Raw genomic sequence first — 23,539 nt, forward strand, 5'->3', positions numbered from 1 at the left:
CCAGCCGCATGCAAGCCATGGCATGTGGCCAATTAGTGCCGCTGCAAGCAGGTGTGGTGCGGTAGCTATAGCCCGCAAGACCCATGGCGATACGGCTTGGTACCTACGGCACACCGGCCCGCAGCGACAAGGCATGCTGCCGACAAGCGCCGGCAGCGCAGCCAAGGCATGCTGCCCACAAGTGCCGGCAGCGCAGCCACAAGGCATGCTGCGACAAGTGCCGGCAGCGCAGCGCTCTGAAGCATTCACGATGAAATGCGGTGCAGTCTCATAGGCTGAGACGCCTTCACGACATGCTGCTTGCGTGAAAATCCTCGACAAACTCGCAGTGCTGGCCGATGCGGCCAAATACGACGCGTCCTGCGCCTCCAGTGGCGCGAACAAGCGCAATTCGCTCGGCACCGGCGGGATCGGCAGCACCGAGGGCATGGGCATCTGCCACTCGTACACGCCCGACGGCCGCTGCGTGTCGCTGTTGAAGATCCTGCTCACCAATTTCTGCGTGTTCGATTGCGCGTATTGCGTCAACCGCGTGTCCAGCAATGTGCGCCGTGCGCGCTTCACGCCGGAAGAAGTGGTCACGCTGACGCTGGACTTCTACAAGCGCAATTACATCGAAGGCCTGTTCCTGTCCAGCGGCATCATCCGCAACTCCGATTACACGATGGAGCAGCTGGTGGAAGTGGCGCGGCAGCTGCGCGAGGTGCATCACTTCGCCGGCTACATCCACCTCAAGACCATCCCCGATGCCACGCCGGAATTGCTGGCCGCCGCCGGCCGCTATGCCGACCGCCTGAGCATCAACGTGGAGCTGCCGACCGAGCAGGGATTGACGCTGCTGGCGCCGGAAAAAAGCGTTGGCGGCATTCGCTCGGCAATGGGCGAACTGCGTTGGCGCATCGAAGAAAACCAGCTGGAGCGTAAGGCCGAAAAGCTGCGCCGCGCCAAGCCGCCGCGCTTTGCACCGGCCGGGCAGAGCACGCAGATGATCGTCGGCGCCGACGATGCCAACGATCGCAGCATCCTGGACACCAGCCACAATCTCTACGGCAATTACCGGATGCGCCGGGTGTATTACTCGGCCTTCAGCCCGATCCCGGATGCCTCGTCCAAATTGCCGCTGCAGGCACCGCCGTTGCAGCGCGAGCACCGGCTGTATCAGGCCGACTGGTTGCTGCGCTTCTACGAGTTCAGCGTGGAGGAGATCGCACCGGCGCAGTCCAGCGGCATGCTCGATCTGGACGTGGATCCGAAGCTGGCCTGGGCGCTACGCAATCCGGAGCGGTTTCCGGTGGATCTGAACGCGGCGCCGCGCGAGATGCTGCTACGGGTGCCGGGCCTGGGCACCCGCAATGTGGAGCGCCTGTTGTTGTCGCGCCGGCATGCGCGCCTGCGGGTGGGCGACCTGGCGCGGTTGCGGGTGCCGATGAAGAAGCTGCTGCCGTTTGTGAGCGTGCTGGACCATCATCCGCGCCAGCGCCTGGACGACCCGATGCGCTTGCGCGCGCAACTGGCGCCGGCACCCCGGCAGGCGAGTCTGTTCGATTGAAACCGCAGCTGGCCGCCGCCATCCGGCGCACCGCCGCGTCCGCTGGCGTCTGCCGTGTAGCCGGGCAAGCTGCCCGAAAGGCGGAGAAGGATGGCATCAAGTGCAAAGACCGCCGAAAGCGCAAAGGCCACCGAACGCCAGTGCTGACACAGGAACGCGACGCTTTGCGAATCCCCAATCCCAAATCCCCAATCCCACCTCTCCATCCTGACCACCGCGATGTTCAACGCTGACGTCGAGCCGGGCTGGAGCCTTGCAGCATGGCGTGCGCTGGCGCGGGCAGGGTGGTGCGCGCAGGTGGAGCCCGACTCCATCGCATGGAATGGCGGAGCGCAGGGCGGCTTGTTGATGGGGCAGGGGCTGCTGGATTTGCCGGCCGTGGCTGCGGCGCCGCGGGTGTCGGCGGAGTTCCTGCAGATGGCCGGAGCGGTGTTGTGTCACCGCGATCCGCAGCGCTATGCGGTGCTGTACCGGCTGTTGTGGCGGGTGGCCTGCGGCGAGCGCGCGCTGCTGGAGCGGGCCACCGATGTCGATGTGCATCGGGTGACGCAGTGGCAAAAGGCGGTGCAGCGCGATACGCACAAGATGAAGGCGTTCGTGCGCTTTCGGCGTTTGCCGGTGGAAGAAGAAGACTTCGTGGCGTGGTTCGAGCCCGAACATTGGATCGTGGATCGGGTGGCGCCGTTTTTCGCGCGCCGCTTCGCCGGCATGCGCTGGGCGATCCTCACCCCGTATCGCAGCGTGCGCTGGGACGGTGAGGCGTTGACGTTCGGCGAGGGCGCCGTGCGCACCCAGGTGCCGGCCGACGATGCGCAGGAGACGCTCTGGCGCACCTATTACGCGCATATCTTCAATCCGGCGCGTCTCAATCCGACCATGATGCGGCAGGAAATGCCGCAGAAATACTGGAAGAACCTGCCCGAGGCGAGCCTGTTGCCGGAGCTGATCCGCGAGGCCGGGGTGCGCGTGCGCGAGATGGCCGAGCGTGCGCCCGAGCCGGTGCGGCGGCGAGTGCCGGCGGCGCCGGCGCCGACGCCGGAAGTGGCCACGCAAAGCCTGGCGCAGTTGCGTGTGGCCGCGCGCGATTGCCGGCGTTGCGCGTTATGGCAGCCGGCAACGCAGACGGTGTTCGGCGAAGGGCCGAGCGATGCGTCGGTGATGGTGATCGGTGAGCAGCCCGGCGACGAAGAGGATCTGAGCGGGCGTCCGTTCGTCGGGCCGGCCGGGCGTTTGTTCAACATGGCGCTGGGCGAAATCGGCATCGACCGCGCCACGGTCTACGTGACCAATGCGGTCAAGCATTTCCGCTTCGAGCAACGCGGCAAGCGGCGGCTGCATCGCAACCCGGAACGGTCGCATGTGCAGGCCTGCAGCGGCTGGTTGCATGCCGAACGCGCGCAGCTGCGTCCGGCGCAGATCGTCTGCCTGGGCGCGACCGCGGCACAGGCGGTGTTGGGAAGCAGCTTTCGCTTGATGCAGCAGCGCGGCCAGTGGCAGCGGCTGGACGACGGCACGCCGGTGCTGACCACCGTGCATCCCTCCTGGGTATTGCGGCAGGGCTCGGAGGCCGCGCGCGAGGAAGGCTACCGCGGGTTTGTCGAGGACTTGCGCCAGTTGCTGGATGCACCGGTTGCTGCAGAGCACATGGCGAAGACATAAAAAATGCGCGTGCAAATGCACGCGCACGGTGTCGGAGAACGAGACACCAAGTGGAACCACTGGCGAGCCAGTGGCTCCCTCACCGCCGCTTTGCGGTGTGGTGGCGCTGCCTGGAGCTTGTTTCCAGGCATGCGCGGATACAACGATTCAGCAGTGTCTACACCTAAGTCATGTGCAGCTGATGCACTGGCGTTGCCGTGCAACGCCAGTGCAACCAATCACTTGAGGCAGCTGCCGACACGACTGCTGCATGTTGGTCAGACAGGCGCGGTCGGTGTTCGACATCGGCATGCACCACCGTACCTGCCGGTGTCGAGCGCAGCGTCCACGCCTACCCGAGTGCTTGCGGCAATGCAGCTGCTCTGAACGTTGCTGGCGTGCGCAGTTCGTCGTCGACCCATCGACGGAACCTGGCTGCGTTCCGCCGATGCAGGTCATACGCCTGCGACTGCCTGCGTCAGGCAGCGAGCTGCCGTTACGGCATCAACACCTTGTCGACCACGTGAATCACGCCATTGCTCTGCATGACATCGGCAATGGTGACGTTGGCGGTGTTGCCCTTGGCATCGGTGATGGTGACCTTCTTGCCGTTGAGCTTTGCGGTCAACGCCTCGCCCTGCACGGTGGTCAGCGAGGCGCTGCCACCGCCGGCCTTGATCTTGGCGATCAGCGATGCGGCGTCGACCTTGCCCGGTACCACGTGATAGGTCAGCACCTTGGTCAGCGTGGGCTTGGATTCGGGCTTGAGCAGCGTTTCCACCGTGCCGGCCGGCAGGGCGGCGAATGCGGCGTTGGTCGGGGCAAACACGGTGAACGGGCCCGGCCCCTTCAGCGTGTCGACCAGGCCGGCGGCCTTGACCGCGGCGACCAGGGTAGTGTGGTCCTTGGAGTTGACGGCGTTGTCGACGATGTCCTTGGTCACCAGCATCGGCGCACCGCCCACGGTCGGGTTCGATGCGGCGTAAGCGGGGGCCATGGCGCTGGTCAGGGCAATGGCGGTGGCAATGGCAAGCGACTGGAATGAGGTCTTCATGAGGCATCGATCCTTTGGGTAAGCGACTGCCTGGATGGCAATCGTAGTGCTGGATACGCGGGTAGATGCAGCGCGGATGCATCACGCGGTTTTTACACGGGCGTACCTGGCACCGCGTTGCTCGAGATCGTCATAACGCAGACGTCGACACAGCCTGTTGCGCTCGCTGGGCTCGGGCGGCAGCTGCAACCCAGGCATGTGCCGGTGGTCGAAACCGAAGCGATGCAGGTCGAGGTGCCATTGCAGACAGGACGCGATCGACTTGCCGCCGTCCATGCGATGCGCAGCCAGTGCAGGCAAGGTTCAATGCGTTGCTGACGACAGTTACCAGCAAGCGCAAGTAGGGCGGGCAGGATTATCTTTGGTCCTGCAACCTGATTATCGAATACGTGAATATCAGGTGGTTTTTGCTACATAAGTTCGTGAGTGAAGCCGGACTAAATAACCACGGCTGTAGCATGATGACGGTAGTGATCTGCTGCTTGTGTCATGTAACCTCGCGCCACCGGCTGCACTTATCTCAGCTAGCGTGGAGTGCAGATAATGACGCTGAACCTTGCAGGCTGGCTCCGCATTTGCGGCCAACGCAATTCACCGAATCACGCAGAAAGGTTGTAGCTAGATGACGCAGAAAAAAACCCAATGCACGCGGCTGGCACTGGCAGCATGCCTGGCTGCAAGCGTGATGGTGTGCGGCATCACGCAGGTCTCGGCCGCAGCGCCGGCTTCGACGCCAACGCCGGCAAAGGCCGTTGCTCCGTCCAGTGAAGCCTATCGGCCACGGCAGCAATGGATTGTTCCGGGCGAATGGCAGTTCACCGTCGATGCCGTGCGCCAGGTCAAGGTGAACATCCATGACGATGGCGGTGGATCCTGGCGTCCCACGCAGGTGCTGCTGGTGAGTTACAGCTACAGGAACATCGGGTTCGATGACAGCGCCAACGACAAGGATGGCGGGCCGTCGACGCTGGCGTTTTCAAAAGCCCATATCGATGTGGTCGATGCCAACGATGCGGACAATGGCGGTGCAGGCAATTACCCGGTGCACCTCAACCTCGTGGAAGACGCCAACGGCCAGAAGATCGGCCAGCAGATGGTCGGCGCGCAGTGGCCGTATGCCTTCCGGAAAAAGCCCAAGGTAGTCAAGGTGGTGGTGAGTCACTACGACTCCAGGCTGCAACTACAGCAAGCGACCTTCATCGTCCCGGTCGAGACCACGCGGCAATCGTCCCCGCATGCGAAGCGGCACGTTCGCCATAGCTGATTGCAGTCTGTCGGTGAACTGCCTGGCAGGGCGCTCCCGCAACAGAGCGCGCGCGTCCATTCGCTGGCGTATCCAACGGCGCCGCGCCGACCCGAGTCGGCAACGGTGTGACATTGACGGGCCCCTATGGCAGATCTGCCGCAACGAACGGCAAGCCGGGCGAGGTGGCGCAAAGGTTTCATCGCCGGATGCAAACCGGTATGTTTCCGTAGGCGCGTGATGGTGCGTTGCACTATGCGATGCCGCACGCGCGCACCGTTTCTTCTTCCGGGTTTTCCATGCATTCGATCGATGTCGTCCTCGCCATGTTGCTGGCGGTCGCGGCCAGCGGTTATCTGATCCGCATCCTGCCGTTCTCGTTGCCCTTGCCGTTGGTCCAGATTGCGCTTGGCGCGGTGGTTTCGGGTGTGTTCGATGCCGGGCACGAGCTGGAACCGGAGTTGTTCTTCCTGTTGTTCCTGCCGCCGCTGCTGTTCCTGGATGGCTGGCGCATTCCCAAACAAGGCCTGTTCCGCGACAAGGCGGCCATCCTCGAGCTGGCGCTGGGGCTGGTGGTGTTCACCGTGATCGGTGCGGGCCTGCTGATCCATTGGCTGATCCCGGCGATGCCGCTGGCGGTGGCCTTCGCGCTGGCGGCGATCATCTCGCCGACCGATCCGGTGGCGGTGTCCTCGATCGCCTCCAAGGTGTCGATCCCCAAGCGGCTGATGCACATCCTGGAAGGCGAGTCCCTGCTCAACGATGCTTCCGGGCTGGTGTGCTTCCAGTTCGCGGTGGCCGCGGTGCTGACCGGCAGCTTCTCGCTCGCCACCGCCTCGCTGACCTTCCTGTGGGTGGCATTGGCCGGCTTGGCGCTGGGCGTGGCCACCACGTTTGGCCTGAGCCGCATCCAGGCCTGGATCTGGCGCCACTTCGGCGAGGAGCCGGGTTCGGCGATCCTGGTCAATCTGCTGACCCCGTTCGCGGCCTATTTGCTGGCCGAAGCCTTCCATGCCTCCGGCATCCTGGCCGCAGTAGCCGCCGGCGTCACCATGAGTTACGTGGAGATGGCCGGCAACGCGCCGGGCAATATGCGGCTGCAGCGCTCGGCGGTGTGGGACACGGTGCAGTTCACCTTCAACGGCATCATCTTCGTGCTGCTGGGCGAACAGTTGCCGGGCATCCTGGACGGGGCGGTGCGCAGCGTGCAGGAGGCCGGGCACCTCAATCCGTGGTGGCTGGCGGTGTACGTGGCCACCATCAGCGCCAGCCTGATGGCGTTGCGCTTCGTGTGGGTGTTCCTGTCGCTGCGCTGGAACATCTTCAAGGCGCAGTGGCGCGGCGAGCAGCATGTCAGCCCGCCGTGGCGCATCGTGGTGGCGGTCTCGCTGGCCGGCGTGCGCGGTGCGATCACCCTGGCCGGCGTGCTCACGCTGCCGTTGATGCTGGAAGACGGCTCGCCGTTTCCGGCCCGCCAGTTGGCGATCTTCCTGGCCGCCTCGGTGATCCTGGTGTCGCTGCTGGTGGCCAGCGTGGCCTTGCCGCGGCTGCTGCGCGGGCTGGAATTGCCCGAAGAGGAAGACGAGCAGCTCAAGGAAGACTTGGCGGTGAAGGCGGCCTCGCAGGCGGCGCTGGAAGCGGTGGAAAAACTGCGTCAGCGGCTGGTGGACGGCAGCAAGCATGCCGAGCGCTACAACGCCGCCGCCAACCAGGTCAGCCAGCGCTATCAACGCAAGCTCGGCGCGGTGGACATGGCCGAGACCGATCCGGAAGAGGCCGGCGCCTACGAACAGGCGCTGCGCCAGTTCCGCCATGCCGCGTTGGTGGCCGAGCGCAACGAGCTGTTCAAGCTGGCCAGGCGCCGCGAGATTTCCGACGACCTGTCGCGCCGGCTGGTGCGCAATCTGGACCTGATCGAGTCGCGCAAGCGCGCGTGAGCGCGCGGGAATCGGGAGTGGGGAATCGCAGGAGCAGCAGCGGTTGCCGTGTTCGGGTAGGAGCGCACCTGGGCGCGATGGGGCGTTGGCGGGAAAGCCCCATCGCGCTCAGGCGCGCTCCTACGGAGATGCGCCGACTAACGGACGCAGCAGGCGTGCGCGGTCCAGTTCGCTGAGGCTTCCCGGCGCGCGCCGGAAGACACCATTCCATCCGCACTTCTCCCATCTTCATGGCGCACGGCCTACCCTGTGCGGCTGATCGCTCCAGTGCAGAAGACATGACTCCAATCGTTTCCATCCAGGGATTGAGCAAGACCTACGCTGGCGGTTTTCAGGCGCTCAAGCAGGTGGACCTTCAGATCCGGCGCGGCGAGATCTTCGCGCTGCTCGGTCCCAACGGCGCCGGCAAGACCACGCTGATCAGCATCATTTGCGGGCTGATCAACCCCAGCACCGGCACCGTGCTGGCCGATGGCCACGACATCGTGCGCGACTACCGCGCCGCGCGTGCCAGCATCGGCCTGGTGCCGCAGGAGCTGGCCACCGACGCGTTCGAAACCGTCTGGGCCACCGTGCGCTTCAGTCGCGGGCTGTTCGGCAAGCCGGCCAATGCGGCGTATCTGGAAACAGTGCTGCGCGAGCTCTCGCTGTGGGACAAGCGCCACAACAAGATTTCCACGCTGTCCGGCGGCATGAAGCGGCGCGTGCTGATCGCCAAGGCGCTGGCGCACGAGCCGCGCATCCTGTTTCTGGACGAACCCACCGCAGGCGTGGACGTGGAGCTGCGTCACGACATGTGGCAGATGGTGCGCAGGCTGCGCGAGCAGGGCACCACGGTGATCCTGACCACCCATTACATCGAGGAAGCCGAAGACATGGCCGACCGGGTCGGGGTGATCAATCGCGGCGAGCTGGTGCTGGTGGAAGACAAGCACACGCTGATGCGCAAGCTCGGCAAGAAGCAGCTCACGCTGAGCCTGCAGGCGCCGCTGCAGGCCATCCCGGCCGCGCTGGCCGATCTGCCGCTGGAGCTGTCGGCCGACGGCAACAGCCTGGTCTACACCTTCGACACCCAGGCCGAGCAGACCGGTATCGGTGCGTTGCTGCGGCGGCTCAACGAGCAGGGCATCGACTTCAAGGACCTGCATTCCAGCGAGAGTTCGCTGGAGGAGATCTTCGTCAACCTGGTGCATGGCGCCCGCAACGTGGAGGTGCGCGCATGAACCGGCATGCGATCGCGGCGATCTACCGCTTCGAAATGGCGCGCGCCTTCCGCACGCTGACCCAGTCGATCGCCTCGCCGGTGTTGTCGACCTCGCTGTATTTCGTGGTGTTCGGCGCGGCGATCGGCTCGCGCATGGGCGACATCGACGGCATCAGCTACGGCGCCTTCATCATTCCCGGGCTGGTGATGCTGTCCCTGCTCAACGAGAGCATTTCCAACGCCTCGTTCGGCATCTACATGCCGCGCTGGGCCGGCACCATCTACGAGGTGCTGTCGGCGCCGGTGGCCTGGTGGGAGATCGTGATCGGCTATGTGGGCGCGGCGGCCACCAAGTCGGTGTTGCTGGGCTTGCTGATCCTGCTCACCGCGCGGCTGTTCGTGCCTTACGAGATCGCGCATCCGCTGTGGATGCTGGGCTTTCTGGTGCTCACCGCGCTGACCTTCAGCCTGTTCGGTTTCATCATCGGCATCTGGGCCGACGGCTTCGAAAAACTGCAGGTGATCCCGCTGATGGTGGTGACGCCGCTGACCTTCCTGGGCGGCAGTTTCTACTCGATCAACATGCTGCCGCCGCTATGGCAGAAGGTCACCCTGTTCAATCCGGTGGTGTACCTGATCAGCGGGTTCCGCTGGAGTTTCTACGGCAAGGCCGACGTGCACATCGCGGTGAGCACCGGCATGACTTTCCTGTTCCTGCTGGTGTGCCTGGGCGTGGTGGCGGCAATCTTCCGCAGCGGTTACCGGCTCAAGGCGTGAGTGGTGACGGCAGTGGTTTGGTCGGCCGCACCCTGGTGGATGCCGTCGGCAGTCCGGGTCAACGTTGACTGGGGCGAGTGCGCGGCGCCCTTGCCGCTCGCGGGACGCGCCGTGAACCCGGCCCTGGGGACTCGGTAGCCGCATCCATGCCGTCCCACGGTCTCGCAATCGGCGAGGGCGCCACGCCAGAGAGTTTGCCGGCTGCTTTATTGAAAGCTCTGCGCAACGAAACGACCACCTCCGATGGTCCTCGCCCTCTCGCAGTCGCCAGCGCTGATGCGGCATGGATGCCGCGCCAGCGCTTATGCAAGGACGTACTTGCAGCGTGCCCGGCGAGGGTGGGCGGGCCAGGGCCCTGCAGCCACGGCACAGGGCAGCCGGCCTGCAGTAGCCCGGCGTGACGTGGTGGTGTCAGCCGCTCTTATTCGGCAGCCGGCTTGGCGTCGCTCTTGGTGTCCAGGAAGTAGGCCACCACCTCACCCTTGATCTTCATCGTCATCGGGTTGCCGCGACGGTCGCGGGCCTTGCCGACCTGCACCTTGATCCAGCCTTCGCTGACCGAATACTCCTCCACGTTGTCGCGTTCGACACCGTTGAAGCGCACGCCGACGCCGCGGCTGAGCGCATCGGCATTGTGGAACGGGCTGCGTGCATCGATGGCCAGATGATCGGGAGGGGTATCGCTCATGGGAAAGGCGTCATGGCGGCCGGGATGGCCGTCTTCGGCCGCACAGGATACGGGCCCGCGCCGCGAAGATCAGCCCCGGCGCTGCCGGCGCACGCGCCGGGCGGTTTGCTTGCGCCCCGTCAGGCCTCACACTTCACGCCTGCACTCCTGGAACCAGACCGCCATGCCCGATAACAGCGCCGATTACGAAGACGACGAAGGCCTGCAGCCCGAAGGCGACGAAGACGATGTCGACGACCACCCGGCGCGGGTGTGGAATCTGCTGGTGCTGATCAATCCCGGCGACGAAGACACCGCCCTGGGCCAGTTCGATACCTGGCGCGAGGCACAGGCCGACCTGGACGACGACGAGGGCGACGATGCCTGGTTGTGGGCCTTGAAGGATGCGATCGACTGGCGCTCGGGCTTTTTCGTGGACTGGAAGGACACCGACGCGTTCATTGCCGCCATCGACGAACTCAGCGCGCGCTGGAACCTGCGCATCGACTGGGGCGGCGACCTGGATGACGAGGAGTTTTCCAGCGATCTGAGTGTGCCCGACCTGATGGCGGTGGCCTTTGATCGTCTGCGCGAGCACGGCTACTCGCTGTGGAACTGGAACACCGGCGGCGACGCCTATGCCGGCTGGATCGCGCTCAGCCGCGACGACGACGCCATGCTGGCGCTGACCTCGCTGTTGGGGGTGGAAGTGCGGCTGGGGAACGAAGCGTTCTGAGGCGGGGCCGGGATTGGGGAATCGGGATTGGGGGATTCCGGATTCGGGATTCGCAGGAACGATGTGTGGGTGTGGTTGTGTCGAGCCGCGGTGGTGCGTGCTGCCGCAGCAGCATGCCAAGCGCCTGGTGGCCACTAAGGTCTGCCGCGCAGGCATGGTCCACAGCCCGGCGATTGCCACGTAGGAGCGTGCCTGCGCGCGACGGGCGTTACCGGGACAGCTCCTCGCGCTCGGGCGCGCTCCTACAACAGCGTGCCGTCATGTGCAGAGGGATGCCGTCATCATGGGTACTGGAAGTTGCAGGCCTCCAGGCCAGGACGCATGAACGGGCCAGCGCTTGCCACGTAGGAGCGTGCCCGCGCGCGATCGGGCATTACCGCGACAGCTCCTCGCGCTCAGGCGCGCTCCTACAACGGCGTGCCGTCATGTGCAGAGGGATGCCGTCATCATGGGTGCTGGAAGTTGCAGGCCTCCAGGCCAGGACGCATGAACGGGCCAGCGCTTGCCACGTAGGAGCGTGCCTGCGCGCGACGGGCGTTACCGGGACGGGTCCTCGCGCTCGGGCGCGCTCCTACAACGGCGCGCCGCCAATCAGGTTGTGGCGATCGCCGTTACGACTCCCCAATCCCGACTCCCCAATCCCCGCCTCAAGGCGCCTCGCCGCGCGCCTGTGCACGCGCGTTGGCGATCAAGGCCTTGAGCAGGGCGCGGTCGGTGTGACGGGAGATCGCAATGGCACCGAGCGCGATCGCTTCGGCGCGTAGCGTTGCGGACACGTCGTAGTGCGCGCCGCTGAGTTTGTTCTGGAAGGCGCGGCGGGGAATGCCCAGCCGCGCCGCCATCGCATGCAGCTCGTCCAGCGTATCGCCGAGCAGGTGCGCCCAGCGCTGCTCGCGCCACGGATGCACCGCATCGTCGACGTAGACGGCCACGGGCAGGCCTTAGGCCTTCTTGCCCTTCTTCTTGCCGTCGTCGGTTGCGTCGTCGGCGTCGTCCTGCGACGCGTCGCCTGCGGTGTCGGCAGCGGCGTCTTCGGCGCTGGCATCAGCATCGGCATCGGTGTCCGCATCGGCATCTGCCGGGGCATCGCCTGCCTCGGCGTCTGCGTCTTCGGCTTCGCCGTCGTCGCCTTCAGCGTCGCTGTTCTCGAACTCGGACACCAGCGTGGTCAGGTATTCCTCGGCGGTCTTGCCGTCTTCGGCGGCCAGGTCGTCGATCATCTGCTGCAGCTGGGTGGAGTATTCCAGCGAGATGGTCTTGCCTTCCTTCTCCTGCAGATTGGCCAGGTGCTTGAGCATGGCCAGCATCGGCACCGGGTTGTCGGCGCTGCCCATGGTCTGGCCGCCGATCGACAGCAGCCATTCGCTGCCGTTCTGCAAGCCGATCGCAGCGACCACGCGGCCGTCGGCATCCTGCAGCACGGCATGGTTGGCGATCTGCGGCGCCTGGCCCAGACGGACGATCGGGCGCTTGGGTTGGGACTTCTTGCGCTTGTCGCGCTTGGCCTTGGAATTGCGGGACACGGTGTTCTCGACGCTGGGAATGGCCGACCATTCTAGGCGCTTGCGCGTGACCCGGCTCGGGTACCTCCGCCAGGCCGATGAACGCCGGCCGCGCCGGGGGATGCTGCTGTCGGCGCTTCCGGCGCTCCGAAGGCCGCTGACGCCGATATGTCGGACAGGCTGCAGCGGCTGGCACCGCGGGTCTGTCGGAGCGCCAACGCGCGATTGCCGGTCAGGATCGGCATTCAGGACGACAAGCCCTACAAGCCCGACAAGCAGCCCGCAGGGCGACCAGATCCGGGATGCAAATCAAGTTCGGGATGCACATCGGATTCGACATGCACGATAACGTCTGCCGTCTGCCGTCTGCCGTCTGCCGTCTGCCGTCTGCCGCCGCCCGCTGCCCGCTGCCCGCAACCGCCAAGAACGCCAAGAACGCCAAGAACGCCAAGAACGCCAAAAACCGCCAGGCAACCTCAGGCCAAGTTCCCGCAGACGCCGTCAGCGCCGCGCGGGTACTTCGCTGACCGCAGTGCGCGGTGCGGCCACGGCGGCTTCGGCAGCCTTGGCCAGTGCGGTGGCCGAAGCCACCTGGCTGCGCGTGGAGACGCGCGGTGCCGCCGGCGCGGCGCTGGTGGCCGGGGGCGCTGCAGCGGGCGATGTGGCGCTGGCCGCAGCCGCAGGTCCGCCCGTCGGCGCAGCAGCGCTGGGTCCTGCCGCAGGCAGCGCGGCCGGGGTCCCCACCGCGGTGGTGGCGGTTGCTGCGGCACTCAGATCCGGCACATGGGTGTCGGCATCGTGGGTCGGCTTGCCCAGCGCAATGCCCTGGCCGGCGCCGGCCAGCGCGGCCTGTTCGGCATCCTGGGTCATCACCACGATGCTGATGCGGCGGTTGATCGGGTTCTGCGGGTCGGTCTTGTCGAACAGCACCGACGAGGACAGCCCCACCACGCGGGTGACCTTGGCATCGTCCATGCCGCCGCCCACCAGCGCACGGCGCGCGGCGTTGGCGCGGTCGGCGCTGAGTTCCCAGTTGGTGTAACCGGTATCGCTGCTGTAGGCGGTGGTGTCGGTGTGGCCGGTGATGCTGATGTGGTTGGGCACCTGGTTGATGAAGCTGGACAGCTCGCGCAGGATCGCCACGGTGTACGGCTTGAGCTGGTCGCGGCCCATGTCGAACATCGGCCGGTTCTGCTTGTCCACGATCTGGATGCGCAGGCCGTCCGGGGTGAGGTCGAGCAGCAACTGGTCCTTGAACGGCTCCAGCGCCTGGCTCTTGTCGATGGCCTCTTTCAGGTCCTGCATCAGCGCTTCCAGGCGCTTCTTGTCCCTGGCGCGGCTGTCTTCGTTGGTGTCGGCAGCGTTGTCGCGCTTGCGGCCCATCTCGTCCTTCTGCCCCTTGGCCATGTCGGCGGTGCCGCCGAGCTTGATCATCGAGGTGCTGGCGCCACCAGGGCCGTTCATGCCCGGGGAGGGGGCCGGCGACTTGCCCGACAACGGGCTGGGATTGCGGAAGTATTCCGAGATCGCCGCGCGCTGCTCCTTGGTGGTGGCGGCCATCAGCCACAGCACCAGGAAGAACGCCATCATCGCGGTCACGAAGTCGGCAAACGCCACCTTCCAGGCGCCGCCATGATGGCCGCCGCCCTGCACCTTCTTGACCCGTCGGATGACGACGGTGGATTTGCCCTCGGCCATGACCGCGGTCCTACTTGATCGTCTTCAGGTGCGTTTCGAAATCCGCAAAGCTCGGACGCACGTTGGAGGGCAGCGTCTTGCGCGCGAATTCCAGCGCAATCTTCGGGTTGTAGCCACGCAGGCAGGCCAGCAGCGCGGTCTTGACCGCCTCGTACATGCGCCCGTCCTGCTCGGCGCGCGCTTCCATCGCCGCGGCCAGCGGTGCGACGAAGCCATAGGCCAGCAAAATGCCCAGGAAGGTGCCGACCAGGGCGGCGCCGACGTGGTGGCCGATCTCCTCGATCGGCCCGCCGATCGAGCCCATGGTGATCACGATGCCGAGCACGGCCGCCACGATGCCGAAGCCGGGCAGGCCGTCGGACACCTTGCTCAGCGCATGCGAGGGCGCCAGCGCTTCGTGGTGATGTTTTTCCAGCTCCAGCTCGAGCAACGGCTCCAGCTCGTGTGGCTCGATGTTGCTGCCGATCATCAGACGCAGGCAGTCGGTGATGAAGTCCAGCAGGTGATGGTCGGCGACCACCTTGGGGTAGTTGCCGAAGATGGTGCTGTCCTGCGGTTTTTCGACGTGATCTTCCAGCGCCATGAAGCCATCGCGGCGCGCCTTGTTGAGCAGCTCGTAGATCAGGCTCAGCGTGTCCTTGTAATCGTCGGACTTGTACTGCGGGCCCTTGAACACGCCCAGGATGCTGCTGAAGGTCTCCTTGACGATCTTGCCGGGCGTGCTGACCAGAAACGCACCGAACGCCGCGCCACCGATGATCATCAGCTCGTACGGCTGCCAGAGCGCGCCCAGCTTGCCATGCGACAGCACATAGCCGCCGAGGACACTGACGATGACGACGATGAAGCCGATGATGATGAGCATGGCGCAGCCAAAAGCAAACAGGGTTGCTGTTGTTTCGGCTTGCGCGGCGGATTCTTGAAGCGCACGGCGTGAAGGTGTGCGGTGTAACTGAACGATCGCTCGGTGCATCGCATCTTCACGCGGCAGGTTGCGGCGCTGTCGTTGCTAGCGCCAGGTGCGCTCAGGCCGTTCCAGCCCTTGATTGAATGGCTTTGCGGCGCGGCTGCCTACTGCAAGCAATCCCTGCAACGCTCATCGTGACCTAGCCTTGCTCAGGTGAATCGCGCCTGGCTACAGCGGTGGTTCGACGCCTTGTCGGGGTCGCTACATTGCGTCGGCGACGCGGCAGCGCCTGCCAGTGGGCGCAGGTGTTGCAGGCATGCATCCGGCACGGAATCCCTCCGGGCCGGATGCATGCGTCGGCTCAGGCCGGTTGCGCTTCGGCGCCTGCGCGCTGCAAGGGGTTGGGCAGGGCCTGGCCATTTTCGGTAAAGCCCAGCGAGACCGAGTTCAGGCAGTGGCGTTCGCCGGTCGGCGGCGGGCCGTCGGGGAACACGTGGCCCAGGTGGCTGTCGCAGCGCGCGCAGACGATCTCGGTGCGGATCATGCCGTAGCTGGTGTCGCGGATTTCGCGCACATGGGCGGTGTCGTACGGGGCGAAGAAGCTCGGCCAGCCGGTGCCGGATTCGAACTTGGCGCTGGAGCGGAACAGCGGCAACCCGCACAGGCGGCAGGTGTAGACGCCGTCGAGCTTGTTGTCCAGGAACACCCCGCAGAACGGCGCTTCGGTGCCATGGTGCAGCAGCACGCGCTGTTCCTCGTCGCTGAGCCCGGCGATCAGGGCGTCGCGTTGGGCGGGGGAGGGAGGGGTCAGATCGAACTGGCTCATGGGGTTCTCGCATGCGCGCGCTGGCAGGGTGCCGCGCCTGCACCCGTGATGTGGGCGCTGTCGGCGTGGTTCAAGCGTGCCGGGACAAAGCCCCTCTCCCGCCGGGGCGCCACGGCACAGCTTGCGCGCCACTGGCGCGCGTGCCTTGGTGCGCCTGCGCCGCTGGCGCAGGGCGGGGCGGGGCGCGGAGCGGGGGTTGGGGCGAGGGTAAGGTGGCGAAGCCATGACGCAGTACTGATTGCCAGGCTTCACGCACCCTCATCCGGCGCTGCGCGCCACATCGTCCCGATGAAAAAAGGAGGTGTTTTTCGCGCCGTGATCATCTGGCGAACGCGTTCATCCCGCAGCCGATCCCGCGTATTGCCGCAACACGCCGGCGCCCCCATCCAGTGAGTACTCCTCGATCAAGCACGGTGTCCGTCATGGCGATCCTTTCTTCAACGCGCGGCCTGCTGCTGTGCGGCCTGCTGGCTGCCGCTGGCGCTGCGGCAGCGCAATCGGCCACCAGCACACGCTCGTCCAATACCCTGCAGCCGATCACCAGCCCGACGCCCGCCCAGCCCACGCTGACCGCGCCGCGCGCAGTGCAGCCCGCGCCGGCCACGGCTCCGGTGCCATCGCAGCTCGGCCAGCGCCCGTCCGCGCCCACCATCCCGACCCGTGGCCCGGCCCAAACGCCGGTGGCGCCGGCCGGCAGCCAGGTTGCGCCGGCCAGCGCGCCGATGGTCTACGACCGCAATGGCCGCTTGCTGCAGGGCATGCAGCCGGCCGGCGCCAACCGGGTGCTGGATACCAAGACCGGGCGCTATTACGACGCGGTCCCGGCCGGCGACGGCATGCGCGTGGTGCGCTGACCCGCGCTGTTACCAATCCCCAATTCCGACTCCCAAATCTCAGCCCTCGATCGGCAACGCCAGGGTCTCCTTGACCTCTTCCATCACGATGTAGCTCTTGGACTCGCGCACATGCGGCATGGTCAGCAAGGTGCTGCCGAGCAGCTTGCGATAGGAGGCCATCTCGCTGATGCGCGCCTTGAGCAGGTAGTCGAAATCGCCCGAGACCAGATGGCATTCCAGCACGTTGGGCAGCTTGAGCGCGGCGCGCCGGAACTCCTCGAAAATGTCGCCGGACTTGTAGGCCAGGCTGATCTCCACAAACACCAGCAGGCTGGCCTTGAGATAGTGCGGGTCCAGCCGCGCGTAGTAGCCGGTGATGGCGCCATCGCGCTCCAGCCGGCGCACGCGCTCGGTGCAGGGCGTGGTCGACAGGCCCACCCGCTCGCCCAGTTCGGTAAAGGAAATCCGCCCCTCCTGCTGCAGGATGCGCAGGATCTTGCGGTCGATCTTGTCCAGCTCGCGGGTGCGGGTCGTCATCGGGTCTGCTTCCACAGGGTTTGACAGGAGGATTCACTGCCAAGGCAGGCTGATTCCAGAAATGGCACTGCCTGGCTCGCAATATACTGCGTCTAACTGTCCCCCTCGGCGCCTGGTTGTGGGGGAATACCCTTTCCAGGAGAACGACATGCGGGTGCTCATTCTCGGTAGTGGCGTTATCGGCACCACCATGGCCTGGTATCTGGCACAGGCCGGTTGCGAGGTCACCGTGGTCGACCGCCAGCCGGCGGCGGCGCTGGAAACCAGCTACGCCAATGCCGGCCAGCTGTCGTTCGGCTACACCTCGCCGTGGGCCGCGCCCGGTGTGCCCGGCAAGGCGGTGAAGTGGCTGTTCGAGCAGCATGCACCGCTGTCGATCCGGCCCACCCGCGACCTGCGTCAGCTGGCCTGGCTCAGCCAGATGCTGCGCAACTGCACTGCCGAGCGCTATGCGGTGAACAAGGCGCGCATGGTGCGCATGTCCGACTACAGCCGCGATTGCCTGAACGCATTGCGTGCCAGCACCGGCATCGAGTTCGAAGGCCGCCAGCTCGGTACCACCCAGCTGTTTCGCACCCAGCAGCAACTGGATGCCGCCGCGCAGGACATTGAGGTGCTGGCCCAGTACGGCGTGCCCTACGAGCTGCTGACCCCGGCGCAGATCGCCCAGTTCGAACCGGGCCTGGCCGGCGGTGGCGCGCAGATGGCCGGCGCCCTGCGCCTGCCCGAGGACCAGACCGGCGACTGCCGGCTGTTCACCCAGCGCCTGGCCGAACTGGCCGCGCAGGCGGGGGTGGAGTTCCGCTACGGGCAGCAGGTCGAGCATCTGCAGCACGCAGGCGGGCGCGTCACCGGCGTGCAGATCGATGGCCGCATCGAGACCGCCGACCGCTACGTGCTGGCGCTGGGCAGTTATTCGGCCGACCTGCTGCTCTCGCTCGGCCTGCACCTGCCGGTGTATCCGCTTAAGGGCTATTCGCTGACCATCCCGATCGTGGATGCCGCGCGCGCGCCGACCTCCACGGTGCTGGACGAGAGCTACAAGATCGCGCTGACCCGCTTCGACGACCGTATCCGCGTCGGCGGCATGGCCGAGGTGGCCGGCTTCGACCTGTCGTTGAATCCGCGCCGCCGCGCCACGCTGGAGATGGTGGTCAACGACCTGTTCCCCGGTGCCGGCGATCTGGCCCGGGCCGAGTTCTGGACCGGCCTGCGCCCGGCCACGCCGGACGGTACGCCGGTGGTCGGCGCCACGCCGTATGCCAACCTGTTCCTCAATACCGGCCACGGCACCCTGGGCTGGACCATGGCCTGCGGCTCGGGCCGCTATCTGGCCGACCTGATGCAGGGCCGTACGCCCGATATCGATAGCGAAGGCCTGGACATCTTCCGTTACCTGTCGCCACGCAGCGCCCGCGCGCAGCAGGAGGCCGCGTAGTGCGTCCTGCGCAAGCGTTGATCGACCTGGACGCATTGCGTCACAACTACCGCCTGGCCAAGCGCCTGGGCGGCAGCAAGGCCCTGGCGGTGGTCAAGGCCGATGCCTACGGCCACGGCGCGGTGCGCTGCGCGCAGGCGTTGGACGGCGAGGCCGACGGCTTTGCGGTGGCCTGCATCGAAGAAGCGCTGGAGCTGCGTCAGGCCGGCATCCGTGCGCCGATCCTGCTGCTGGAAGGGTTCTTCGAACACGACGAACTGCGCCTGATTGCCGAGCATGATCTGTGGACGGTGGTGGCCACGCCGCAGCAGGTGCGCGCGCTGGCCGAGTTCCAGAGCCCGCGTCCGTTGCGGGTTTGGCTGAAGCTGGACAGCGGCATGCATCGCCTGGGCCTGTCACCGGAAGACTTTCGTGCGGCGTGGTTGCGGCTGCGCGGGCTGCCGCAGATCGCCTCGCTGGTGCTGATGACCCACTTGGCGCGCGCCGACGAGCTGGAGTGCAGCCGCACCGACGAGCAGGCGGTGGCGTTCGCGCTCACCGCAGGCGGCATGCAGGCCGAAACCAGCCTGCGCAATTCGCCCGGCCTGCTCGGCTGGCCGGCGCTGCGTAACGATTGGTCGCGTCCGGGGCTGATGCTGTACGGCGCAAACCCGTTCCCGCAGGACACCGACACCACCGCGCAACTACGCCCGGTGATGACGCTGCGCTCGCGCATCATCTCCGTGCGCGAGCTGCCGGCCGGCGAGCCGGTGGGGTACGGCGCCCGCTTCGTCGCCGAGCGTCCGACTCGCGTCGGCGTGGTGGCGATCGGCTATGCCGACGGCTATCCGCAGTTCGCCCCCAACGGCACCCCGGTGCTGGTGGATGGACAGGTCTGCCCGCTGATCGGGCGCGTGTCGATGGACATGCTGACCGTGGATCTCACCGAGCACCCGCAGGCCGACATCGGTGCGTCAGTGCAGCTGTGGGGCGATGCGCCGCGGGTCTCCCCGTTGGCGACACAGTGCAATGTCAGCGCGTATCAACTGCTGTGTGGACTCAAGCGCGTGCCGCGGACGTATGTGGGTGAGGCGGCAGTGGGCGAGGGAGTCACGCGGTGAGATGTCCCTTCTCCCATCGGGAGAAGGTGCCCCGAAGGGGCGGATGAGGGGACGTGCGAAGCCACATGCACTTGGAACAACGCGTGGGCTTCGCTCCGTGCCTCACCCCAACCCCTCTGCCGACCGGAGAGGGGCTTGAAGCGGCAGCTCACAGCCCGGCAGTACTCCGGTCGCCGCGGAACTGCTTGCGCACCCAGTCGTCGATCATCGCCTTTTCGAAGCGCAGCGGGTCGCTGTCGGTCAGGCGCGGGCCGCTCATCAGAAACGCCGAATCCACCAGCTTGCGTTCGCCCTGGTCGATCACCTGGCCATCGGCGCCGGTCAGCGTGTAGTTGAAGCTCAGGCGCGGCGGGTAGATGTCCTTGACGATGCGCACGTCCTGCATGCGCGGCCCGTGCCAGGGCTCGTACTGGCCGGCGCGGCGGATGTCGGTGATGGTCACGCTCAGGCGCTGGCCGTCGGGCAGCTTGCGCGCGGCGCTCTGCTGGAAATAAGTCGCCAGCTGGGTCACCCAGTCGCCACGCTGCGCTTCCCAGCGGTTGCCGCTGAAGCGCACTTCGGAAAACTGCGCCGGGTCGGTCCAGCGCACATCGACCTTGCCATCGCCGGTCAGCGCGCGTGGCGCCTGCGGGTCGGTGACGTTGCGTACACGTGCCTGCGCGCCGGTTGCCGCGAGCAGTCCTGCCAGCAACAGGCTGGCGCCGCAAAGGCTGGAACGTTTCATGGAAAGTCTCCAAGCGGAAGGTACGTGGACGTACCGGGCGTCCTTGCAGTGTGGGGGCGCGTCTGCGTGCCGGCAACGCTTGCCACGCAAGGGCTGGCCGGCCATTGCCACGCGGTTAATCCGCAGCGCTGGCGCCATGACGGCGGGTTCACCGCGCCTGCGCCTGCGCTTCACGGCGCAGCCCGGAAGATCGCCAGCATGGACACCCACTCTTTCCGCACAAAGTCAGCCTCTTCGGCGCCGGCACACCTGCCGTCGGACGTGCGCCTGCAGTTCATCGACTGGGCGAAACAACACGGCCATAACCCCGCCACCGGGGCCGCCGCCTTCGTCGCCCTGCAAAGCGATGTGGATCTGGACCTGGCGACCCGCGCGCTGCGGATGGAACCGGGAGCCTCGCCGCGCGATGCCTTGCGCGAACACCTGGCCGCGCTGGCGCGCCAGGGCGATGTGGCGGTGCAGTTCCCGCCGGTCTACGCCTACACCGCCGCCAACGGGCTGGAATACCGCTACTCGCTGATGCTGGTGATCGCCGAGGATTGCGTCGAGTGGACCGGGCGGGTCTGGCAGGACCTGGATTACCAGGGAATGCTCACCGGCCGCGGCCAGGGTCCACGCGCCAACTACACCCAACTGGCGCGGATGGCGCTGGAACACGAGCTTGATCAGGAGCGCCCCCGTTATGTCCAGGCATGAACTCGAACTGCAGTTGCCGCTGGGCGCACAGGTCGCCACCGGCGAGGATGGTTTCAGCGAGCGCTGCCGCAGCGAATGCGCCAAACTTGGCCTGTCGCGGGTGCGGTTGCTGTTGCTGGACGCCGAGTACGCGCGTTCCACCGCCTGGCGCGAAGAAGCGCAGCGCTGGATGGACGAGCAGTTGCGCCGCGAAGGCGAGTGGGTGTTTCGCGGCGTGATCGCCGGGATCGTGGTGCTGGCGGCATGCATCGCGCTGTGCGCGGCGCTGCTGTGGTGATCCCTGGGGAGCCGGCGGCACGCGCGTGAACCGGGTCGGCCGGCTGTGCACCCGCTGACGACACCGGGCGTGGTTTCATCTGCCCGTCATCCGCCCTGGCACCACCCCTGGATCCCGATTTGAGCACCTCGACCACCAGCCCCGATCTGGCCACCAGCCACCCGGCAGCCCTCGCCGAGCCCTTCCTCGACCCGGGGATGTACCACGAGATCTTCCATAATCTGGATGCGGGGTTTTGCGTCATCGATATGGTGTTCGATGGCGACAAGGCCGTCGATTACGTGATCCGCATGACCAATGGCGCGTTCGAGCGCTACACCGGCCTGTCCAATGTATTGAACGTGTCCATTCGCGGCATGCTGGTCGATCACGAACAGGAATGGTTCGACCGCTACGGCCATGTCGCCCGCACGGGTAACCGCATCCACTTCGAAATGCAGGCCAAGGCATTGCGCCGCTGGTACTCGGTGGATGCGTTCCGGGTCGGGCAGCCGGAGCAGGCGCGGGTGGCGGTGTTGTTCATGGACATCACCGAGCGCAAGCGGGTGGAGCGCGAGCTGGCCGAGAGCGAGGCACGTTTCAGCGCCCTGGCCGACGGCCTGCCGATGCCGGTCTGGGTACTGGACGCGCAAGGCGTGGTGCGCTTCGTCAACAGTGCCTATGGCGAATTTTTCGGCATCGACATTTCCAGCGGCACGGTGTCGGCCTGGAGCGAGTTGCTGCATCCGGACGACCTGTCGATCTTCCAGTTCGAACTGGCCACCGCATTGGAAGAACAGCGCGGCCTGCATGCACTGGTGCGCGCGCGCCGCCACGACGGGCAGTGGCGCTGGATCGAAATGACCGCCACGCCGCGCTATTCGGCCGACGGGCGCTTCATCGGCCTGGCCGGCAGCAGCCCGGACGTGACCGAACAACGCGAGATCGAACTGGCACGCGAGCAGCTGCTCGAATCCGAGCGCAGCGCACGCAACGAAGCCGAGAGCATGGCGCGGCTGAAGGACGAGTTCCTGGCCACCTTGTCGCACGAGTTGCGCACGCCGCTGACCACCATCCTGGGCTGGAGCGAGCTGCTGCTGCAGCGGGTCGAGGAAGGTCATCCCAATTACAAGGGCCTGTCGGTGATCGCCAGCAGTGCCCGTGCGCAGAAACGCCTGATCTCGGACATGCTCGACCTCAGCAGCATGCTGCTGGGCAAGGTGCAGTTGGAGGTCGAGTCGCTGGATCTGGTCGAACAGGTGCGCGAGGCCCTGAACACCCAAGAGCTGGCTGCCGAAGGCAAGGACCAGGTGCTGGAGGTGCATGCTCCGTCCACGCCGTGCCTGGTGCTGGGCGATGCCACGCGGCTGCAGCAGGTGCTGTGGAATCTGCTGTCCAATGCGATCAAGTTCACCCCGGCACATGGCCGTATCGATGTCACCATCGAACGCGACGACGGCCACCTGCTGGTCGCGATACGCGATTCGGGCGACGGCATCGCAGCGGAGTTCCTGCCGCATCTGTTCGGCCGCTTCCGTCAGGCCGATGGCACCACCACGCGCCAGCATGGTGGGCTGGGCCTGGGCCTGGCGATCGTGCAGCAGCTGGTGGAAATGCATGGCGGCCAGGTCAGCGCCACCAGCGGCGGTCGCGGCAAGGGCGCCACCTTCACGGTGCGCCTGCCGGAGCATATTCCCGATCAGGCCAGGCGTCCGCGGCGCGAACTGCGCCGGCGCTTGATGTCCGAACAGATCATCGAAGCGCGCGCGCTCAATGGCTTGCGCCTGCTGGCGGTGGAAGACCAGCCGGACATGCTCGATTACCTGCGCCGCCTGCTGGAAGAGCAGGGCGCCGAAGTGGTCACCGCCGGCAGCGCCACCGATGCGCTGGCATTGATCGATCACCGCGGCCATGCACGCTTCGACCTGATGCTGACCGACATCGGCATGCCGGGCATGGACGGCTACGGGCTGATCCGCACCGTGCGCGAGAACATGGGGCTGGACGCGGCGGCACTGCCGGCCGTGGCAGTGACCGCCCTGGCACGCGACGACGATCGCAAGCGCGCGCTGGACTCCGGTTTCCAGGAGCATCTGGCCAAGCCCTACAGCGTCGCCCAACTGGTCACCGCGGTGCGCGCCGCGCGCGAATCGGTGGAGTGAGACGGCAGGCGCCGCCGACGTGGCGCCGCCGCTCCGGCTGACAAGCACAGGT

Annotated in this window: 24 protein-coding genes; 14 read left to right on the top strand and 10 right to left on the bottom strand. The window is 66.3% G+C overall.

Annotation, left to right across the window (positions count from 1 at the left end; all coding sequences use genetic code 11):
* Positions 1–304: 304 nt before the first annotated feature.
* Both GGR73_RS17445 and GGR73_RS17450 read left to right on the top strand, forming a co-directional pair.
* Positions 305–1,549, top strand: coding sequence for a putative DNA modification/repair radical SAM protein (locus tag GGR73_RS17445; protein ID WP_184458113.1), 1,245 nt, complete (start codon positions 305–307; stop codon positions 1,547–1,549).
* A 219-nt stretch (positions 1,550–1,768) separates the two neighbouring features.
* Entirely contained in the window at positions 1,769–3,208 is a 1,440-nt protein-coding gene (locus GGR73_RS17450) for a UdgX family uracil-DNA binding protein (RefSeq protein WP_184458115.1), read from the top strand.
* Positions 3,209–3,683: 475 nt separating this feature from the next.
* Here GGR73_RS17450 and GGR73_RS17455 read toward each other — a convergent pair whose 3' ends face one another.
* Positions 3,684–4,241: a fasciclin domain-containing protein gene (locus GGR73_RS17455; RefSeq protein ID WP_016900899.1), complete on the bottom strand. Its 558-nt coding sequence runs from the start codon at positions 4,239–4,241 to the stop codon at positions 3,684–3,686.
* 81 nt (positions 4,242–4,322) lie between these two features.
* Positions 4,323–4,517 carry a hypothetical protein gene (locus tag GGR73_RS17460; RefSeq protein ID WP_115042717.1) on the bottom strand — a complete coding sequence of 65 codons (195 nt, stop codon included), beginning with the start codon at positions 4,515–4,517 and terminating at the stop codon, positions 4,323–4,325.
* A gap of 346 nt (positions 4,518–4,863) precedes the next feature.
* Between GGR73_RS17460 and GGR73_RS20385 the strand changes: the two genes are divergently transcribed.
* From GGR73_RS20385 to GGR73_RS17480, 4 genes are all read left to right on the top strand, one after another.
* On the top strand, positions 4,864–5,505 hold the full coding sequence (locus GGR73_RS20385; protein WP_435013154.1) for a hypothetical protein: 642 nt from the start codon (positions 4,864–4,866) through the stop codon (positions 5,503–5,505).
* 278 nt (positions 5,506–5,783) lie between these two features.
* On the top strand, positions 5,784–7,421 hold the full coding sequence (locus GGR73_RS17470) for a Na+/H+ antiporter (protein ID WP_016900897.1): 1,638 nt from the start codon (positions 5,784–5,786) through the stop codon (positions 7,419–7,421).
* A 278-nt stretch (positions 7,422–7,699) separates the two neighbouring features.
* On the top strand, positions 7,700–8,644 hold the full coding sequence (locus GGR73_RS17475; RefSeq protein WP_054593062.1) for an ABC transporter ATP-binding protein: 945 nt from the start codon (positions 7,700–7,702) through the stop codon (positions 8,642–8,644).
* Positions 8,641–9,402, top strand: a complete 762-nt coding sequence (locus tag GGR73_RS17480) for an ABC transporter permease (protein ID WP_016900895.1) — start codon at positions 8,641–8,643, stop codon at positions 9,400–9,402. Before GGR73_RS17475 ends, GGR73_RS17480 begins: the two co-directional genes overlap by 4 nt.
* Before the next feature lie 421 nt (positions 9,403–9,823).
* On the opposite strand, the gene GGR73_RS17485 is transcribed toward GGR73_RS17480, so the two are convergent.
* Entirely contained in the window at positions 9,824–10,090 is a 267-nt protein-coding gene (locus GGR73_RS17485) for a DUF3297 family protein (protein ID WP_016900894.1), read from the bottom strand.
* A gap of 163 nt (positions 10,091–10,253) precedes the next feature.
* Here GGR73_RS17485 and GGR73_RS17490 point away from each other — a divergent pair, with 163 nt between their 5' ends.
* Complete coding sequence (locus GGR73_RS17490) at positions 10,254–10,805, top strand: DUF6630 family protein (RefSeq protein ID WP_024940705.1); 552 nt, start codon at positions 10,254–10,256, stop codon at positions 10,803–10,805.
* Positions 10,806–11,452: 647 nt separating this feature from the next.
* Here the strand turns inward: GGR73_RS17490 and GGR73_RS17495 are convergent.
* Positions 11,453–11,737, bottom strand: coding sequence for a DUF4031 domain-containing protein (locus GGR73_RS17495; protein ID WP_024940290.1), 285 nt, complete (start codon positions 11,735–11,737; stop codon positions 11,453–11,455).
* Between the two features lie 9 nt (positions 11,738–11,746).
* A complete protein-coding gene (locus tag GGR73_RS17500; protein ID WP_184458117.1) occupies positions 11,747–12,328 on the bottom strand; it encodes a hypothetical protein in 582 nt (193 codons plus the stop codon).
* A gap of 281 nt (positions 12,329–12,609) precedes the next feature.
* Here GGR73_RS17500 and GGR73_RS17505 point away from each other — a divergent pair, with 281 nt between their 5' ends.
* Positions 12,610–12,834 (top strand): hypothetical protein, encoded by a 225-nt coding sequence (locus GGR73_RS17505; protein WP_184458119.1) that lies wholly within the window; start codon positions 12,610–12,612, stop codon positions 12,832–12,834.
* Here GGR73_RS17505 and motB read toward each other — a convergent pair.
* From motB to msrB, 3 genes are all read right to left on the bottom strand, one after another.
* Positions 12,809–14,005: a flagellar motor protein MotB gene (gene motB, locus GGR73_RS17510; protein ID WP_184458121.1), complete on the bottom strand. Its 1,197-nt coding sequence runs from the start codon at positions 14,003–14,005 to the stop codon at positions 12,809–12,811. The genes GGR73_RS17505 and motB overlap by 26 nt on opposite strands.
* Before the next feature lie 10 nt (positions 14,006–14,015).
* Positions 14,016–14,870, bottom strand: a complete 855-nt coding sequence (gene motA, locus GGR73_RS17515) for a flagellar motor stator protein MotA (protein ID WP_024940287.1) — start codon at positions 14,868–14,870, stop codon at positions 14,016–14,018.
* 403 nt (positions 14,871–15,273) lie between these two features.
* Complete coding sequence (msrB, locus tag GGR73_RS17520) at positions 15,274–15,738, bottom strand: peptide-methionine (R)-S-oxide reductase MsrB (protein ID WP_039525207.1); 465 nt, start codon at positions 15,736–15,738, stop codon at positions 15,274–15,276.
* Between the two features lie 422 nt (positions 15,739–16,160).
* Between msrB and GGR73_RS17525 the strand changes: the two genes are divergently transcribed.
* Positions 16,161–16,592, top strand: coding sequence for a hypothetical protein (locus tag GGR73_RS17525; protein WP_102580606.1), 432 nt, complete (start codon positions 16,161–16,163; stop codon positions 16,590–16,592).
* 39 nt (positions 16,593–16,631) lie between these two features.
* On the opposite strand, the gene GGR73_RS17530 is transcribed toward GGR73_RS17525, so the two are convergent.
* Positions 16,632–17,111 (bottom strand): Lrp/AsnC ligand binding domain-containing protein, encoded by a 480-nt coding sequence (locus GGR73_RS17530; protein WP_024940284.1) that lies wholly within the window; start codon positions 17,109–17,111, stop codon positions 16,632–16,634.
* 148 nt (positions 17,112–17,259) lie between these two features.
* Here GGR73_RS17530 and GGR73_RS17535 point away from each other — a divergent pair, with 148 nt between their 5' ends.
* Positions 17,260–18,549, top strand: a complete 1,290-nt coding sequence (locus tag GGR73_RS17535) for a D-amino acid dehydrogenase (RefSeq protein ID WP_184458123.1) — start codon at positions 17,260–17,262, stop codon at positions 18,547–18,549.
* The gene (gene alr, locus GGR73_RS17540; RefSeq protein ID WP_184458125.1) at positions 18,549–19,649 is read left to right on the top strand and encodes an alanine racemase; all 1,101 of its coding nucleotides are present in this window, start codon (positions 18,549–18,551) and stop codon (positions 19,647–19,649) included. The genes GGR73_RS17535 and alr overlap by 1 nt, the downstream gene beginning before the upstream one ends.
* Positions 19,650–19,797: 148 nt before the next feature.
* Here the strand turns inward: alr and GGR73_RS17545 are convergent, their stop codons facing one another.
* Positions 19,798–20,373: a DUF3016 domain-containing protein gene (locus tag GGR73_RS17545; protein WP_024940281.1), complete on the bottom strand. Its 576-nt coding sequence runs from the start codon at positions 20,371–20,373 to the stop codon at positions 19,798–19,800.
* A 249-nt stretch (positions 20,374–20,622) separates the two neighbouring features.
* On the opposite strand from GGR73_RS17545, the gene GGR73_RS17550 reads away from it, so the two are divergent.
* The 3 genes from GGR73_RS17550 to GGR73_RS17560 all read left to right on the top strand — a co-directional run bounded on the left by GGR73_RS17550 (position 20,623) and on the right by GGR73_RS17560 (position 23,487).
* Complete coding sequence (locus GGR73_RS17550) at positions 20,623–21,069, top strand: hypothetical protein (RefSeq protein WP_180970435.1); 447 nt, start codon at positions 20,623–20,625, stop codon at positions 21,067–21,069.
* Positions 21,056–21,346: a hypothetical protein gene (locus tag GGR73_RS17555; protein ID WP_016903448.1), complete on the top strand. Its 291-nt coding sequence runs from the start codon at positions 21,056–21,058 to the stop codon at positions 21,344–21,346. Before GGR73_RS17550 ends, GGR73_RS17555 begins: the two co-directional genes overlap by 14 nt.
* Before the next feature lie 107 nt (positions 21,347–21,453).
* On the top strand, positions 21,454–23,487 hold the full coding sequence (locus GGR73_RS17560; RefSeq protein ID WP_104568920.1) for a hybrid sensor histidine kinase/response regulator: 2,034 nt from the start codon (positions 21,454–21,456) through the stop codon (positions 23,485–23,487).
* Positions 23,488–23,539 lie beyond the last annotated feature (52 nt).

It is taken from the genome of Xanthomonas sp. F14 (assembly GCF_014199865.1).